General features: G+C 67.5%; 12 protein-coding genes. 3 read left to right on the forward strand and 9 right to left on the reverse strand.

The genetic code is table 11. The features are described from left to right. Positions 1-30 precede the first annotated feature (30 nt). Positions 31-975, reverse strand: a complete 945-nt coding sequence (locus tag LGM89_RS26490; RefSeq protein WP_226274449.1) for a hypothetical protein — start codon at positions 973-975, stop codon at positions 31-33. A 167-nt stretch (positions 976-1,142) separates the two neighbouring features. Between LGM89_RS26490 and LGM89_RS26495 the strand changes: the two genes are divergently transcribed. Beyond that, a complete protein-coding gene (locus tag LGM89_RS26495; protein WP_226274450.1) occupies positions 1,143-2,018 on the forward strand; it encodes a LysR family transcriptional regulator in 876 nt (291 codons plus the stop codon). Positions 2,019-2,065: 47 nt separating this feature from the next. Here LGM89_RS26495 and LGM89_RS26500 read toward each other — a convergent pair whose 3' ends face one another. Both LGM89_RS26500 and LGM89_RS26505 read right to left on the reverse strand, forming a co-directional pair. Next, complete coding sequence (locus tag LGM89_RS26500) at positions 2,066-3,334, reverse strand: ATP-grasp domain-containing protein (RefSeq protein ID WP_226204835.1); 1,269 nt, start codon at positions 3,332-3,334, stop codon at positions 2,066-2,068. Positions 3,335-3,386: 52 nt separating this feature from the next. Then, positions 3,387-4,820 carry an MFS transporter gene (locus LGM89_RS26505; protein WP_226274451.1) on the reverse strand — a complete coding sequence of 478 codons (1,434 nt, stop codon included), beginning with the start codon at positions 4,818-4,820 and terminating at the stop codon, positions 3,387-3,389. A 434-nt stretch (positions 4,821-5,254) separates the two neighbouring features. Here LGM89_RS26505 and LGM89_RS26510 point away from each other — a divergent pair, with 434 nt between their 5' ends. Both LGM89_RS26510 and LGM89_RS26515 read left to right on the forward strand, forming a co-directional pair. Next, complete coding sequence (locus LGM89_RS26510; RefSeq protein WP_089498748.1) at positions 5,255-6,373, forward strand: TauD/TfdA family dioxygenase; 1,119 nt, start codon at positions 5,255-5,257, stop codon at positions 6,371-6,373. A gap of 99 nt (positions 6,374-6,472) precedes the next feature. After that, complete coding sequence (locus tag LGM89_RS26515) at positions 6,473-7,411, forward strand: ABC transporter substrate-binding protein (RefSeq protein ID WP_089498747.1); 939 nt, start codon at positions 6,473-6,475, stop codon at positions 7,409-7,411. 28 nt (positions 7,412-7,439) lie between these two features. On the opposite strand, the gene LGM89_RS26520 is transcribed toward LGM89_RS26515, so the two are convergent. The 6 genes from LGM89_RS26520 to LGM89_RS26545 form a co-directional block, all read right to left on the reverse strand. Next, complete coding sequence (locus LGM89_RS26520) at positions 7,440-8,330, reverse strand: AidA/PixA family protein (protein ID WP_226274452.1); 891 nt, start codon at positions 8,328-8,330, stop codon at positions 7,440-7,442. 65 nt (positions 8,331-8,395) lie between these two features. Next, a complete protein-coding gene (locus tag LGM89_RS26525) occupies positions 8,396-8,899 on the reverse strand; it encodes an inclusion body family protein (RefSeq protein WP_011349899.1) in 504 nt (167 codons plus the stop codon). 301 nt (positions 8,900-9,200) lie between these two features. Beyond that, a complete protein-coding gene (locus tag LGM89_RS26530; protein ID WP_089498745.1) occupies positions 9,201-9,584 on the reverse strand; it encodes a GtrA family protein in 384 nt (127 codons plus the stop codon). A gap of 15 nt (positions 9,585-9,599) precedes the next feature. Then, the gene (locus LGM89_RS26535; RefSeq protein ID WP_226204825.1) at positions 9,600-10,643 is read right to left on the reverse strand and encodes a glycosyltransferase family 2 protein; all 1,044 of its coding nucleotides are present in this window, start codon (positions 10,641-10,643) and stop codon (positions 9,600-9,602) included. 24 nt (positions 10,644-10,667) lie between these two features. Then, entirely contained in the window at positions 10,668-12,047 is a 1,380-nt protein-coding gene (locus LGM89_RS26540) for a glycosyltransferase family 87 protein (RefSeq protein ID WP_226274453.1), read from the reverse strand. Next, complete coding sequence (locus LGM89_RS26545; RefSeq protein WP_226274528.1) at positions 12,044-13,282, reverse strand: glycosyltransferase family 87 protein; 1,239 nt, start codon at positions 13,280-13,282, stop codon at positions 12,044-12,046. The genes LGM89_RS26540 and LGM89_RS26545 overlap by 4 nt, the downstream gene beginning before the upstream one ends. Positions 13,283-13,903: the final 621 nt, after the last annotated feature.

Here is a 13,903-nt window from a genome sequence, read left to right on the forward strand (position 1 = left end):
GCGGAAGAGGGGAACGGCATCGCGTGCCGGCTAGCGCACACGGCGGCGCAGGCGCTGCGCTTCGAGGCGCGGCAGCAGATGCTGGACGACGCGCGGCAGCGTGTAGATCGGCAACTGCGCGCAGGTGAACACGAGCGCCATGGTGGGCGTCGCGGCGAGCCCGAGCGCGGCCCACATCAGGCCGACGTTGCGATTGGCGACGATCAGCGCGACATTGAGCCGCGTGCGGACGTCGCCGGGCGTGAGCCCGTACGCGATGACCTGGAAGCCCGCGTTGACGGCGAACGCGAGGGCGATCGCGGTCAGCGCGCGGTGCGGCGCGTCGATGATCGATTGCTGCATGCCGGCCATCGTGCCGAGCGCGAACACCAGCAGCGCGGCGACGACGGTCGCATCGATCGGCGTCGCATAGCGGTCGAGCCGTGAGCCGGCGAAGCGCCGCACGAGCAGCGCGACGCCCTCCGCGCTGCCGATCAGCAGCGCGAGCCGTAACGCGAGCGTCAAAGGTGAAATCGACACGGCCGCATCGTGGCTGAACCAGGCCGTCAGCAGCGGCGCGGTGAGCGGCACGAACACCATCGACGCGAGGGTCGCGACGAGCGCGACGCTGGCGTCGAGCGACAGCATCCGCGCGATCGTCGACGTGCCGCTCGACGGCGGCGCGCAGTACGCGATCACCAGCGCGACGACCCAGTCGTACGGCATGCCGGCGAGCCGCGCGGCGATGCCGAGCGCGACCGGGCACGCGATCATCGTCGCGGCGGGCAGCAGCAGCGACACGGCCGGCCGCCGCGCGACCGCGCGCACCGCGCTGGGCTCGACGCGCAACAGCGTGCCGAGCACGAACAGGAACACGGTGACGGGCATCAGCGGCCGCGCGAGAGCCGCGAGCGGCGGCACCAGCAGCCCGAGGCCGACACCGCACGCGAGCACGGTCGGGCCGCGCCGCACCAGCGCGGCGATCAGCGTGCGCACGGGCAAGCCTCGGAGCGACGGCGGACGGTCGGACGACCTGGGCAGGCGGAGAAGGGCATGCGGATTCCTCGGGAGCGGGCCGTCGGGCACCGGGTATCCGCAAGGCTAATCCGTATTTTTGGCGAAGTAAAATGATATTACCGCGATCAGTAACAAGAGAAAGTGATATGAACATCCCTCTGCTCGAAACCTTCCGGGCCGTCGTTCAGGAAGGCAGTGCGCTGCGCGCGGCCGAACGGCTCGGCTGCACGCAGTCGAACGTCACCGCGCGGCTGCGCCTGCTCGAAGCGTCGCTCGACGCGCCGCTGTTCGACCGGCACGGCAAGCGGCTGGTGCTGAACGACGCCGGGCGCCGGCTGATTCCGTATTGCGATCGCATCCTGCGCCTCGTCGACGAAGCGACGCAGGTGGTGCGCGAAGCACCGGTCGCGCGCAGCTTCCGGCTCGGCTCGATGGAAAGCACGGCGGCCACGCGGCTGCCGGCGCTCGCCGCCGCGTTGAAGGCGCGCGACCCGGCGCTCGGCCTCGCGGTGCAGATCGGCAGCGAACCGGATCTGGCCGACGCACTGCTGCGCGGCCGGATCGACGCCGCGCTCACCGCGCGCGCGGTCGTCCGGCCCGGGTTGCGCTACGAGCCGGCGTTCGCCGAAGAGATGGTGCTGGTGAGCGCGACCACGGCCACGCGGCGGCAGGTGCTGGCCGACAATACGGTGCGGCTGCTCGCGTTTCACGACGGCTGCCCGTATCGCGCGGTCGCGGAGCACTGGCTGAAGGCGCGCGGTATCGCGATCGAGTCGGTGGCGTCGTTCGGCACGTTCGGCGCGATCCTCGGCTGCGTGGCGGCGGGCATGGGCATAGCGATCCTGCCGAAGCGGATCACGACCGAGCACGTGGCGCGCAAGGAACTGCGGGCGCATTCGTTCGATGATCTCGACAGTGTGACGACCTATCTCGTCACGTCCGAAGCAGCGCCCGAGCTGCCCGAGTTCGAGACATTGCGTGCGGTGCTGGGGCGGCAGGCGGGGGCGCTGCTCGGGCGCTAGCGGAGCGCACCCCGGCGCCCCGCGCCGCGCGCGCGGCGCCGATCGCGCTACGCCGGCGCAATCACCCGTTCATCCGCGAAGAATTCAGCCTCGATCTCGCGAATCCGCCGGCAATCCTCCAGTAGCCGCTCGAACGTCGGGCTGTACAGGCCGACGGTGCCGAGCGCCGTCTGCAGATCGGTGGTCACGCGCAGCGTGTCGCCCACCTTCGCCCATTGCTTGAGCCCGACGAATGAGGGCAGCGCCTGGATCGCCTGCCACGTGAAGTCCTGCCGCAGCACGCCGTTGCGCGACGACAGCAGCAGCACGTGCCCGCAGTAACCGCGAAAATCCGTCGGCGCGGCGACGTCACCGAACAGCCGCTCCGGATGCAGCACCGCTTCCACGGCGGCCGACACGTGATTCTCGCCGCTGACCGCGCTCGTCAGCCGCGGATCGAGGCTGCCGTGCAGCCGCGCGTTCAGCTCGACGATCGTCGGGCCGTCGGCCGTATCGAACAGTTCGAGATGGGTCGGCCCGAAACGCACGTCCAGCGCGTCGAGCACGGCGGCCGCGTAGTCGAGCAGCGGCGCGTAGCGCGGATCGGCGTGATTCAGCACCAGCATCTTGTCGAGCCGCGGTGCATGCGTGCGGTCGCGGTGCACTTCCCACAGGCTGACCACCCGGTGGCGGCCTTCGAACGACACCGAATCGACGATGTATTCCTGCCCCTCCGAATAGCTCTGGATCACGATGTCGTCGTTCGGCTGGTTGTACAGCGAACGGGTGGCCAGCACGTCGCGCGCGGCGGCCTCGACCTGGTCGAGCGTCCGGCAGATCTTCACGCCGGTCACGCCCGCGCTGCGCGCCGGCTTCACCACGAGCGGCAGCTTGCCGTATGCGCGTGCCCATTCGAGGGCGGCGTCGACCGACGTGCTGTGGAAATGGGCCGGGGCACGCAGGCCGGCCTGGCGAATCCGCTCGTTCATCGCGTACTTGTCGCGCCGCGCGGCCGACGTCGCGAGCGGATTGCGCGTCGGCACGTCGAGCCGCTCGGCGAGCGTGTCGGCCAGTTCGAGCGCCGCGTCGAGGCCGTGCAGCACCGCGCCGATCCGCAGGTCGCTCAACTGCGCGAGCGTCGCGTCGACGTCGCCGTGATGCTGGACCTGGCGGATATAGTCGGACGGGACGAACTGGTTCCGGTAGATCTCCGGCAGATCGGGGTCGCTGATCACGTGCGCGCAACGGATGCCGTAGGCGCGGAACGCGGGCGCCAGATAGGCGGCGGTCGACGCGCCGTCGACGATCAGGACGGTATCGATGAAACGATGCGGCATGGATTCCTCGCTGGGCTGTGGGATCGGTTGAAGGAGGGCCGACGGCACGGGCTCACGCCCGCGGGCCGCTATCGGGCGCATCGCCGGGCCAGCGCGCGGCCAGCACGATGCTGAGGGCGACGAGCACGGCCGCGACCGCGAACCCGCGCGCCGCGCCGGCCACGATCGCCGCGCCCTGGCCCGCGACCAGTGCGCCGAGCGCCGCGACGCCGACGGCTGCGCCCACCTGGCGCGCGGTATTGAGGATCGCCGACGCGGTGGCCGAGCGGCCGGCCTCGACGCTGCCGAGCATCGTCGACGTCAGCGCGGGAATCGCGATGCCGCCGCCGATCGCCATCGCCGCGAGCCCGGGCGCCAGCAGCGCATACGGCGTGTGCGCGCCGAGCGTTTGCCACAGCCACACGTAGCCCGCGAACGACACGGCGAGGCCGACGATGACGGTCGCGCGGAAGCCATGGCGGACGGCGAGACGCGCGCTCGCGATGTTGGCGAGCATGATGATCGTGAGCGGCGCGAGCGCGAGCCCCGACCCGGTCGCGGTGAAGCCGCGCGCGTTCTGGAAATAGAGGCTCAGCGAGAAGATCAGCCCGTAGAACGCGGCATTCGTGATCGCGCCGATCGCGAGCACGCCCGGCACGCGCGCGATCCGGAAGAAGGCGAGCTGCAGCATCGGCGCGGCCACGCGCCGCTCGATCGCGACGAACAGCGCGCCGAGCACGACCGACGCGGCCAGCGCACCGGCCGCATACGGATCGCGAACCCCCTGCGCGCCGGCCCGGATGATCCCGCCCGTCAGCAGCGCGAGCACGAGCACCGCGACGATCTGGCCGGCCGGATCGAACAGCCGCGTGCGCGCGGCGGCCGAATCACGCACATGGCGCAGCGTGAGCCACAGGCCGCCTGCACAGATCGGCAGATTGATGAAGAAGATCGCGCGCCAGCCGAGCGAATCGATCAGCAGGCCGCCGAGCGTCGGCCCGGCCGCGCTGATCGCGCCGCCCGTCGCGCTCCACCACGCGACGGCCCGCACACGGGCGGCGGCATCGTTCGCGCACGCGTGCGTGATGAGCGCGAGCGACGTCGGCAGGATCATCGCGGCGCCCACGCCTTGCGCGACGCGCGCGGCGATCAGCGCGGCCAGCGACGGCGCGAGCGCGCAGCCGAGCGATGCCAGCAGGAACAGCGCGAGGCCGTACGCGAACAGCCGGCGGCTGCCGAAGCGGTCGGCCAGCGTGCCGGACGTCAGCAGCAGCGCGGCGAACGACAGCGTGTACGCATCGACGATCCACTGCAGCCCGTGGACGCTCGATCCGAATGAATGGCCGAGGCTCGGAATCGCGACGTTGACGACGGTCACGTCGAGCTGGACGATCGCGAAGCCGAGGCTCGCGGCCGCGACGGTCGGGAAGATCGCGCGCAGCGACGTGCGATGCGGCGGCGCACCGGCGGCTAGCGTGGGCTCGAGTGCCGGCGCGCGATCGCTCATCGGGGCCTCCGCGCCGCGTGGCGGGTGGGGCGGCACGCAGCCAACGGCGCGTCGTTTCCGGGCGTACTGCGCAGCAGAGGGAATCGGTTCATCTAACGGATTTCCGTGGGCGGAGGAAGGGCGCCGGCTGCCGATCGACGGCCGGCGCATCGTCGAATCCGACAGAAAACTAGCATCGACTCGTTAGCGAATACAAATAATAACCGGCGATTATTTAACAACCATTCGTGTTAAGCGACGGTACGAACGACGCGGCCCGCCGCTCGCCGCGTTGCTGAACTTATATCTAAAATTTTTGTTTGCAATCGAATTAATATCATTTCGAAATGCAATGACGGTCTCCTAGTCTTGTCGAGCGCCGGGCCCCGAGGACGGCCACGCGCGGCGGTAGTGCCCTACCGCTTATCGACCCCCGATCTTTATACGAGAGACCTATGACCTATCTCGCAGATGAACGCATCGTTTTGACGGCAGCGGAATCCGGTCACATCCGGACGACGCTCGGCGCACTGCCCTATGATCCGGCGGGCGGCGCGGGCTACATCAGCGCGGTGCGCAAGCTTGCCTACACCGCGTTTCCCGACCGGGTCGTCGACGCGTTCGATCGCGCGAAGGCGCCCACCGCCGATGCGCACGGCTCGATCGAGATCGACAACCTGCCGATCGACGACGACGTAAAGGGCAGCCCGCGGTTCGAGGAAACCGGCCGCTCGTTCAAGGCCGGCGTGTTGAGCGAGAACGTGCTGGTCGCGTTGAGCACGCTGGCCGGCGAGCCGTATTCGATTGCGCACGAAGGCCGCGAGCTCGTGAACAACCTCACGCCGCACAAGGCGACCGCGCGCGACTATACGGGCCTGGGCTCCGAGGTCGAGCTCGATTTCCATATCGAGAACGCCGCGCAAGCGCACATGCCGGAAGGCGATACGTCGCCGTTCGCGTTGCTGCTGCTCGGCGTGCGCAGCGAAGCCGGCGGCGGCCCGTACACGCGGCTCGCCGATGCGCGTCGCGCGCTGCAGCTGCTGTCGCCGGACGATATCGCGCAACTCTACGGCGAGCACTACATCATCCGCGTGCCGTACCGGTGGCGCGGGGCGGCGCCGACGCCGCGCGACAACACCGACCTGAGCGCGGTGCTGTCGGGGCCGCTCGAGGCGCCGCGCGTGACGGTCGCGTTCTATCCGGACATGGTGCTGGCGGTCAACACGCGCGCGCAGGAGGCGCTGGCCAACCTGTATCGCGCGGTGCGCGAGGTGTCGTTCGGCGTGCAGATTCAACCGGGCAAGCTGGTGCTGATCAACAATCATTTCACGCTGCATTCGCGCGACCGTTTCGATCCGCAATACGACGAGAACGACCGGGCATTCCGCTGGGTGCAGCGCGTGTTCGTCGCGCGCAGCCTGTGGAACTTCCGCGCGTTCACGCCGCTGCAGGCGCGCGTGTTCGATCCGAAGGCGCTGTATGCGGGCGAGTCGCAGGCAACCCGCCCGTCGCCGGTCGCCCAGCCGGTGACGCAACGCGCGGCCGCGGCCGAACTCGAGGCGACGCCCGCCTGAGCGGGCCGCGAACGCCAGGCGGCGACGGACGGTGAACATCGTTCGGCCCCGCCCGCGTTCCGCGCACGCGTCATCAAAAAATAAAGGAATCCAGAATATATGAAAAGAACAGCATTTCCCGTCGTGCGCGTCGTTCGCGTGCTGGCCGCCGTCCTGATCGGCGGCTGCGCGGCCGCGCAGGCCGCGACATTCGACCTGAGCCCCGAGCAGCCCGGCCGCCAGCGCGGCACCGTGAACCCGGCGGTCGAGCAGGCGTTGCCCGCCGGCTTCCGCTTTGCCGAGGCGAACACGCTGACGATCGGCATCGCGCCGAACCTGCCGCCGCTCAGCACCTATGCGACCGATGCGCGAACGGTGGTCGGCTTCGATCCCGATCTCGCGCAGCTCGTCGCGGACAGCATCGGCCGCAAGCTGAAGCTCGTGCCGCTGTCGTGGGCCGACTGGCCACTCGCGCTGCAGTCCGGCAAGGTCGACGCGGTGATCTCGAACGTGACGGTGACCGAACAGCGCAAGGAGAAATTCGACTTCTCGACCTACCGGAAGGATCAGCTCGGCTTCTACGTGAAGAACGGCAGCCGGATCGCCGCGATCCGCGAGCCGAAAGATGTTGCAGGGTTGCGCGTCGTGACCGATTCGGGCACGAACCAGGAAAAGATCCTGCTCGAGTGGAACCGGCAAAACGTCGCGCGCGGCCTCGCGCCGGTCGAGATCCAGTATTACGCGGACGCGGCCGAGCGCTGGGTCGCGCTGCAGTCGGGGCGCGTCGACACGATCTTCAGCGTGAATTCGATGCTCGCGTACCAGGCGTCGCTGCGCGGCGATGCGAAGCTGATCGGCACGGTGAGCGGCGGCTGGCCGCGCACCGCGGACATCGCGATCACGACGCGCAAGGGCAGCGGCCTCGCCGATCCGCTGACGGTCGCGATCAATGCGCTGATCGCGAACGGCAGCTACCGGAAGGTGCTCGGCCGCTGGAGCCTCGACGCCGAAGCGATCGAGCGGTCGCAGACCAATCCGCCGGGGCTGCCGCGTACCTGAACCGCCCGCGTGCCGATTGCCGCGACGCTCACGTGATCGGCCACTGCAGGATCACGATGCCGTCGTTGTAGTCGGCATCGGCGCCGTCCTCGGCGCCCAGCCAGCCGAGCCAGACGGAGTCGCCCGCGGACAGCGGCGCGAGGCGCGCATCGGTCGCGGATGGCCTGCCGTTGGCCGACGCGTCGATCCGGATCTTGCCGCCTTTCGAGTTCAGCGTGAACATCCTGACGCCGTCCTCGCTGTTGCCGACGAACGATGCGGCCGGTTCCGGCGCGTCATCGACGAAGAGTTTCAGGTCCTGCCGGTCGGCGGCATTCGCGTAGAAGATCGCCTTGAACGCCGTATTCGGCGGCAGCGTGAAGTGGCCATTGCGATCCGACGACGGCTTGAAACCGGGCTGCTTCGTGTCCGGCCGGCTCCCCGCGATCTCGATCGACGTTTCCCAGCGGAAATAGCCCGATACGTTGCCGTCGCGGTCGTATACGCCGAAATCGGCCGTACACGTGGTGGCGCCCGCGGCCAGCACGTCGCTGCGCCAGTAGTGGTCCTTCATCGGATGGCAGGGCGGATGCAGCAGGTCGTCGGCATTCGGCACGGGCGTGGCCGCGTCGCGCACTTCGGGTTCGATCGGCGCGACGATGCCCGCATCCTTCAACGTGAACCGGACGAACAGCACGCTTGCCTCGGCACGCAAGGCCAGCGCGGTTTCGCGCAGGCGCAGCTGGTCGCCCGGCGAGAGGCCGGTAAAGAGGCGGCTGTCGTTGTGGCCGAGCTGCGCGGCGTCGCCGGGGCTCACCACATAGAGGTGCCGGCCGTCGATCACGGTCGGCGCGGCCGGGTCCCGGCTTGCCTCCGGGTAGGCCGACAGCAACGTGACGGCGTCGACGATCACCAGCACATCGCAACGAAGACCAGACATGAGCGCTTCCTCCGCAACAAGTGGATGACGCGGGCAGCCGCCGCGCGGCCGCCCGCCTGCCGCGATCAGTTATGGATCGAGATGAACGGATCCCAGGAGAAGCAGCCCTGGCTCTGGCAGTTGCGATCGATGATCTGGAACTGGAAGTGGTACGTCACGCGGCCGACTTTCAGGCATTCCGACGACCAGTAGTAGTTCGCGACCTTCTGGCAGGTCGGCACCTCGGGCTTGCTGGTGTTCGGCACCGGAATGGACGCTTCCGCGACGCGCGGCGTCGGCGTCGAGATCAGTTCGTTGCCGACGTTGCCGACGAACTTGTAGAACACGACCTGGTTCTCGAAGCCCAGCGACAGGCTCGTTTCACGCCAGCGGATCAGGTCGCCGACCTGCGCCTTCAGGTCGAGTTCGCCGCCCGCCTGCCCGGAGATGACGTTGTCCTGGTTGGTCACCATATAGACATAGCGCCAATCGATCAGCGTCGGTGCGGCCGGGTTCTTGCTGGGATTCGGATATTTTTTGAGAATGGTTTCGGTATCGAAAGAGACGAGCACATCAGTGACGCGTGACATAGAAGCTCCCGTTTGAATGAATGGGACTTATTGTTGCGCGAATTTCTTCGTGCGGCCGCCATCGCCTTGTCCTGCAAGGCTTCGTGCCGATCAAGGCACGTGCAGGCGAGATGGCGAATGCAGATTATCCCGTTCGGTTAATTCCGGAAGCTGTAAAGGTAAACAGGGTATTAATATTATTTCAGGCGGTAATTTTAAAATCGGCTTCAATCGGCTCGATGCGTTACATAAATATAACGACATTGAATCTGTTAATCGAATGGCCGATGATGTCCGGCAAAGGCGGGCGGGGAAGGATCGCTTACCGGTAGGTCCACAGCCGGTGCAGCGCGAACGTGGTCGGCGGAACCAGCAGCGCGATCGCGACGATGCTCATTCCGCGAGAGCCTTCGAGCGCTTCGGCCGCACGCGCGAGCAGCATCGTTTCGACGAAGCCGGCCAGCGTGACCGCGAGAAAGCGCACCGCGTTGCGCGTGCCCACCGTCGACGAGAAGCTCCACAGCGTATTCGCGAGATACGAGAAGGCCGTCGCGCAGAGGAAGGCGATCGCGTTCGCCGTCACCAGCGTCGCGTCGAACCGCGCGAACAGCGCCGCAGCCACCAGCGTGTGGATCGCGGTCGAGCCGAGTCCGGACACGCCGAAGCGCACGAGCCGCGTGCGCTCGGCATGGAGCAGGGCGATCATGGCCGGCGGCGCGGGTCAGCGTGCGCCGATCCGCGTACGGGTCGGCTGCACGCGCCGGCGGGCGATCTGGCGGCGTGCATCGCGCGCGACCGGGAGTTCGATCACCTTGCCGTGCGCCTGGTAGCGGCGGCGGATCAGGTAGACGGGCCGTTGCTTCGACTCGTCGTAGATCCGCCCGACATATTCGCCGACGACACCGATTCCGATGAGCTCGATCCCGCCGATGAACAGCGTGACCGAGATCAGCGATGCGTAGCCGAGCACCGGATTGCCGAACAGCAGCGTGCGGAAGATGATGAACGCGCCGTACAGGAACGCGAGCGTGGCGATGCCGACGCCGATGTAGGTCCAGCTGCGCAGCGGTACGGTGCTGAAGCTGGTGATGCCTTCCAGCGCGAAATTCCACAGCTTCCAGCCGGAGAACTTCGAGTGCCCGGCGCTGCGCGCGTCGCGCTGGTATTCGACGATCACGGTGCGGTAGCCGACCCACGCGAACAGCCCCTTCATGAAGCGATGCCGCTCGGGCAGGTTGCGCAGCGCGTTCACGACCTTGCGGTCCATCAGCCGGAAATCGCCGACGTTCTCCGGCAGTTTCACGTCCGACAGCAGGTTGTGCACGCGATAGTAGATCGCGGCCGCCGTGCGTTTCGCGAACGAGTCGCACGCGCGGTTGCTGCGCTTCGCCGCGACGACTTCCGCGCCGTCGCGCCAGTGCTCGATCATCACGGGGATCAGGCTCGGCGGATCCTGCAGGTCGGCGTCGAGCGGGATCACCGCGTCGCCGAGCGCTTCGTCGAGGCCGGCCGTGAGCGCTGCTTCCTTGCCGAAGTTGCGGGTGAGATCGATCACGCGCACGCGCCGCTCGGCGCTGCTGATCCGGATCAGCCGGTCGAGCGTGTCGTCGCGGCTGCCGTCGTTCACGCAGACGATCTCGAACCGGATCGCGTCGATGGACGTCATCAGCGGCATCACGACGTCGAAGAAGTGCTCGACGGCCTCGCCTTCGTTATAGAACGGCACGACCAGCGAGATGAGCGGTGCATAGAGTGGTTCCCGCATGATGATTCCCCTTGTGATGTCGTTTCACCGATGCGCGCCGATGGTCGGTCGGCCGGTGCGGCGCATTCCGTACGCCGGGCGGTGGTGCGTTCGGGCCTGATGCGTGAACGCGGTTTCGGTCGCGTTGTCGTGGGTGTCCGGCATCGACGGCACGTCGTGTCGTTCCCGGGCAATCCGGCTGACGAGCAGACCGAGCGACGCCAGCGTGACGAGCGGCATGAACTGGAACGACAGATGCGGCACGACCGCGAGGCCCGCGAGCGGCATCAGCCACAGCAGCAGCAGCCATTCGCGATCGAAGCGCCGCCAGCCATGCGTCCACGCATAGCGCGCGTACCACGCGATCACGATGCCGTACCAGGTCAGGTCGTAGTCGTACAGGTAGGGGCTGACGAGCAGGCAGGCGCAGGCGAGGGTCGCGGCGCGCAGCGCGTATGAGCAGGCGCCGCGCCATGCATAGATGACGGCGATGGCCGCGGTCGCGACCGACAGCAGCTGAAGGCCGTTCGCGACGAAGGCGGGCCAGCCTGCCAGCGTGGCGAGCGCGAACACCGACGGCATGCGCACGAGCGTGGCCTGGCCAGCGCCGACGATCGCGTAGACGTTGTCGATCACATGCGCGAACGTGAGCCACGGGCCGAACCCGAACGCGAGGGTCGAGAGCGCGACGCTGCACGCGAGCGTCGCGGCCCAAGCGGCCAGCGCGCGCCATTGACCCGCGCACAGCAGCGCGAGCGGGAACAGCACCGCGAGCTGCGGCTTCATCGTCAGCAAACCGAAGCAGATTCCGGCGTACACAGGGCGGCGGTTCAGCGCGAGCAGGCCGACGCCGGCAAGCAACGCGGTGAAGAGGCTGGTCTGCCCGACGATCACCGTGAGGAACGCGCCGGGGAACGCGAGCGCGCACAGCCACGCGGCATCGCGCTGCACGGTCGCGCGGATCGTCGCCGCGAACAGCCCATACGTGAGCCCGAGCCACAGCACGAGCGCCAATGTGTACGGCAGCCAGCCGAGCGGCAGCACGAGCAGCAGCATGGACGGCGGATAGAGCCACGGCATTGTGCCGTCCGCGAGATTCATCGCCGGAATCGCGAGCTTCTGGACCGCGAACAGCGCGGGAAAATGCCATGCGTCCGCCGCATGCCCGTGCGCCGCGAGCCACGCCGCGCTCCAGATCGGCGAGAAATCCGGCGACAGCGGTTCCGGTGCGCCGGGGTGCGACAGAAACACGCGGAATGAGTAGATGCCGATGAACAGCAGTTCCGCCATCAGCACGGCGGCCGCATAAAGGCGCACGCGTTCGCGATTGAGCCAGTGCGGATAGCGGCGCGGGCCCGCGATCGGGAGTTCCGGATGCACAGCGGCGGCGGCATGCGCGTGGCGGGCGAACGAAGGCGCTTTCATCGCGTATTCCGTGACGCGAGGGCCGCGCGACGCACGACGACGAACAGCACCGCGAGCAACACGACCGGCCCGATCTGAGGCAGCTTCGTCAACCGGTTGAACATCTCGAAGACCGGCAGCAGCCATGCGAGCACGAGGATGCCCTGGTCGCCGGGCAGCCAGCCTTCGTCGAGGCCGCGCGCGATCAGGCAGAAGATCGCGATGCCGAGCCACGTCAGTTCGTAATGCCACAGATAGGGCGTCGTCAGCAGCGTGGCGACCGCCAGCGCCGCGCCGCGCAGGCGCATGTCGGGCGTACGGCGCCATACATCGACAGCCGCGGCGATGGCGAGCAGTGCGACGGCCGCTTGCGCGGCCAGCGCGGCGGCTACTGGCGCACCGGCGAGCCGCAACGCGGCGAACGGCGTCGGCGACGCGTACCAGTACGACGCGAGCATGAAATGCATGTCGCGTACCGTCGACATGGCCTGGCTCAAACCGTGCAGCGCGCCGGGGCCGGTCAGTGCAATCCCGGCCGCCGCGAACAGCATCGCGCTCAGCGCGGCCGCCGCGAACGTGCGCCATGCCCGCGCCGCGATCAGCACGAACGGGAACACGACGGCGAGTTGCGGCTTGATCGCAAGCAACCCGATCACCACGCCGGCCAGGACCGGGCGCTTGCCCAGCAGATGCAGCGCGAGCGCGGCGAGGCCGGCGGTCAGGACGCTGTTCTGGCCGAACAGCGCGGACAGGCACACCCCCGAGTACGCGACCACGACGAGCGTGGCGGCGCGCGGGTGGGGAAGATGCGCGCGCAATCCCGACAACCGCGAGACGGCGAACGCGTAGCATAAAAGACTGCCCGCCAAAAAGAGGAAATACGCGGGCAGGAAAGGCACAAGGGCAAGCGGCGCGATGAACAGCAGCATCGTCGGCGGATAGAGCCAGGGAAGCGGCTGGTGCTGCAGAGACGCACCGAAGTGCGCGAACTCGGCCTGCTTGAATGACGAAATGTCGTAGGCCGATGCGGCGTGGCCTTGCAACACGAGATGCGATGCGGTCCAGAAGACGGAGAAGTCGGTGCCGGGGCGGACCGTGGTGGTCGACGTGAAGCCGTCGGTCACGATTCCCCATACGATCAGCAATGCGATGAAGAGCATCAGCATGATGCAGCTGTACGGAACGATCCGATCGGCTGTCAGCCATTGGACGCGGCGTATTGCACGCCCGCGGATTTCACGGTTGGCTGTGTACATGATTCCCCGTCTGTAGTGAAGGCTGCGTGGTCTTTCACAGCCGTCTTCATGTTGGCGTGCCCGCGGATCGAATCGCGCTGAAATCGCGTTGTCCGGTGAATTCATTGTTGAAGAAAAAATCGCGCGATGCAAACCGCACACGGGCGGCGGGTATTTAAATTGTTCAGCGATGCGCGTGAAAACCGCGTTTTCACGTATGAGAAAACGGCTCGACCGGATTTCATGTATCTGGCTTGAAACATTCCGCATTTTTTACCGGGCTTGCGCGCCGCCGATATCGCGGCGCCCGGGCGGCCTGACGTGTTCGGGAAAGTCCCGAGAAAAAAAATTTGGCCCCTTGCTGCAGGGCGGCTGCGGCCGTTCAGGCGTGCAATGCTGGCGCCGGCGGGATAGATCAATTTTGAAACATTTCGCGCATCGGGCCTCGGGCCGGGGAGCAACGGCATCGCTGGAACGCTTGATACGCCTGGATTTCGTTCGGGGTGGCCTGCTCTTTGCGTAAGCGTTGGCACGGCAGTCGACGAGGTGACGACCGGGTGGTTCCAGCAAAGTCGGACGGAATCCGCTTCGGAATCACCTGCGGAAAGAAAGGCCGGAGCGCGACGATGAACACGCGGCTCC

The sequence above is a fragment of the Burkholderia sp. AU31624 genome (genome assembly GCF_020420065.1).
Taxonomy (GTDB): domain Bacteria; phylum Pseudomonadota; class Gammaproteobacteria; order Burkholderiales; family Burkholderiaceae; genus Burkholderia.

What these genes read in the sequence shown, in the direction of transcription:
- LGM89_RS26495 (WP_226274450.1), top strand. Translation starts at nt 1,143, where the DNA reads ATGAACATCCCTCTGCTCGAAACCTTCCGGGCCGTCGTTCAGGAAGGC.
- LGM89_RS26500 (WP_226204835.1), bottom strand. Translation starts at nt 3,334, where the DNA reads ATGCCGCATCGTTTCATCGATACCGTCCTGATCGTCGACGGCGCGTCG.
- LGM89_RS26505 (WP_226274451.1), bottom strand. Translation starts at nt 4,820, where the DNA reads ATGAGCGATCGCGCGCCGGCACTCGAGCCCACGCTAGCCGCCGGTGCG.
- LGM89_RS26510 (WP_089498748.1), top strand. Translation starts at nt 5,255, where the DNA reads ATGACCTATCTCGCAGATGAACGCATCGTTTTGACGGCAGCGGAATCC.
- LGM89_RS26515 (WP_089498747.1), top strand. Translation starts at nt 6,473, where the DNA reads ATGAAAAGAACAGCATTTCCCGTCGTGCGCGTCGTTCGCGTGCTGGCC.
- LGM89_RS26520 (WP_226274452.1), bottom strand. Translation starts at nt 8,330, where the DNA reads ATGTCTGGTCTTCGTTGCGATGTGCTGGTGATCGTCGACGCCGTCACG.
- LGM89_RS26525 (WP_011349899.1), bottom strand. Translation starts at nt 8,899, where the DNA reads ATGTCACGCGTCACTGATGTGCTCGTCTCTTTCGATACCGAAACCATT.
- LGM89_RS26530 (WP_089498745.1), bottom strand. Translation starts at nt 9,584, where the DNA reads ATGATCGCCCTGCTCCATGCCGAGCGCACGCGGCTCGTGCGCTTCGGC.
- LGM89_RS26535 (WP_226204825.1), bottom strand. Translation starts at nt 10,643, where the DNA reads ATGCGGGAACCACTCTATGCACCGCTCATCTCGCTGGTCGTGCCGTTC.
- LGM89_RS26540 (WP_226274453.1), bottom strand. Translation starts at nt 12,047, where the DNA reads ATGAAAGCGCCTTCGTTCGCCCGCCACGCGCATGCCGCCGCCGCTGTG.
- LGM89_RS26545 (WP_226274528.1), bottom strand. Translation starts at nt 13,282, where the DNA reads ATGTACACAGCCAACCGTGAAATCCGCGGGCGTGCAATACGCCGCGTC.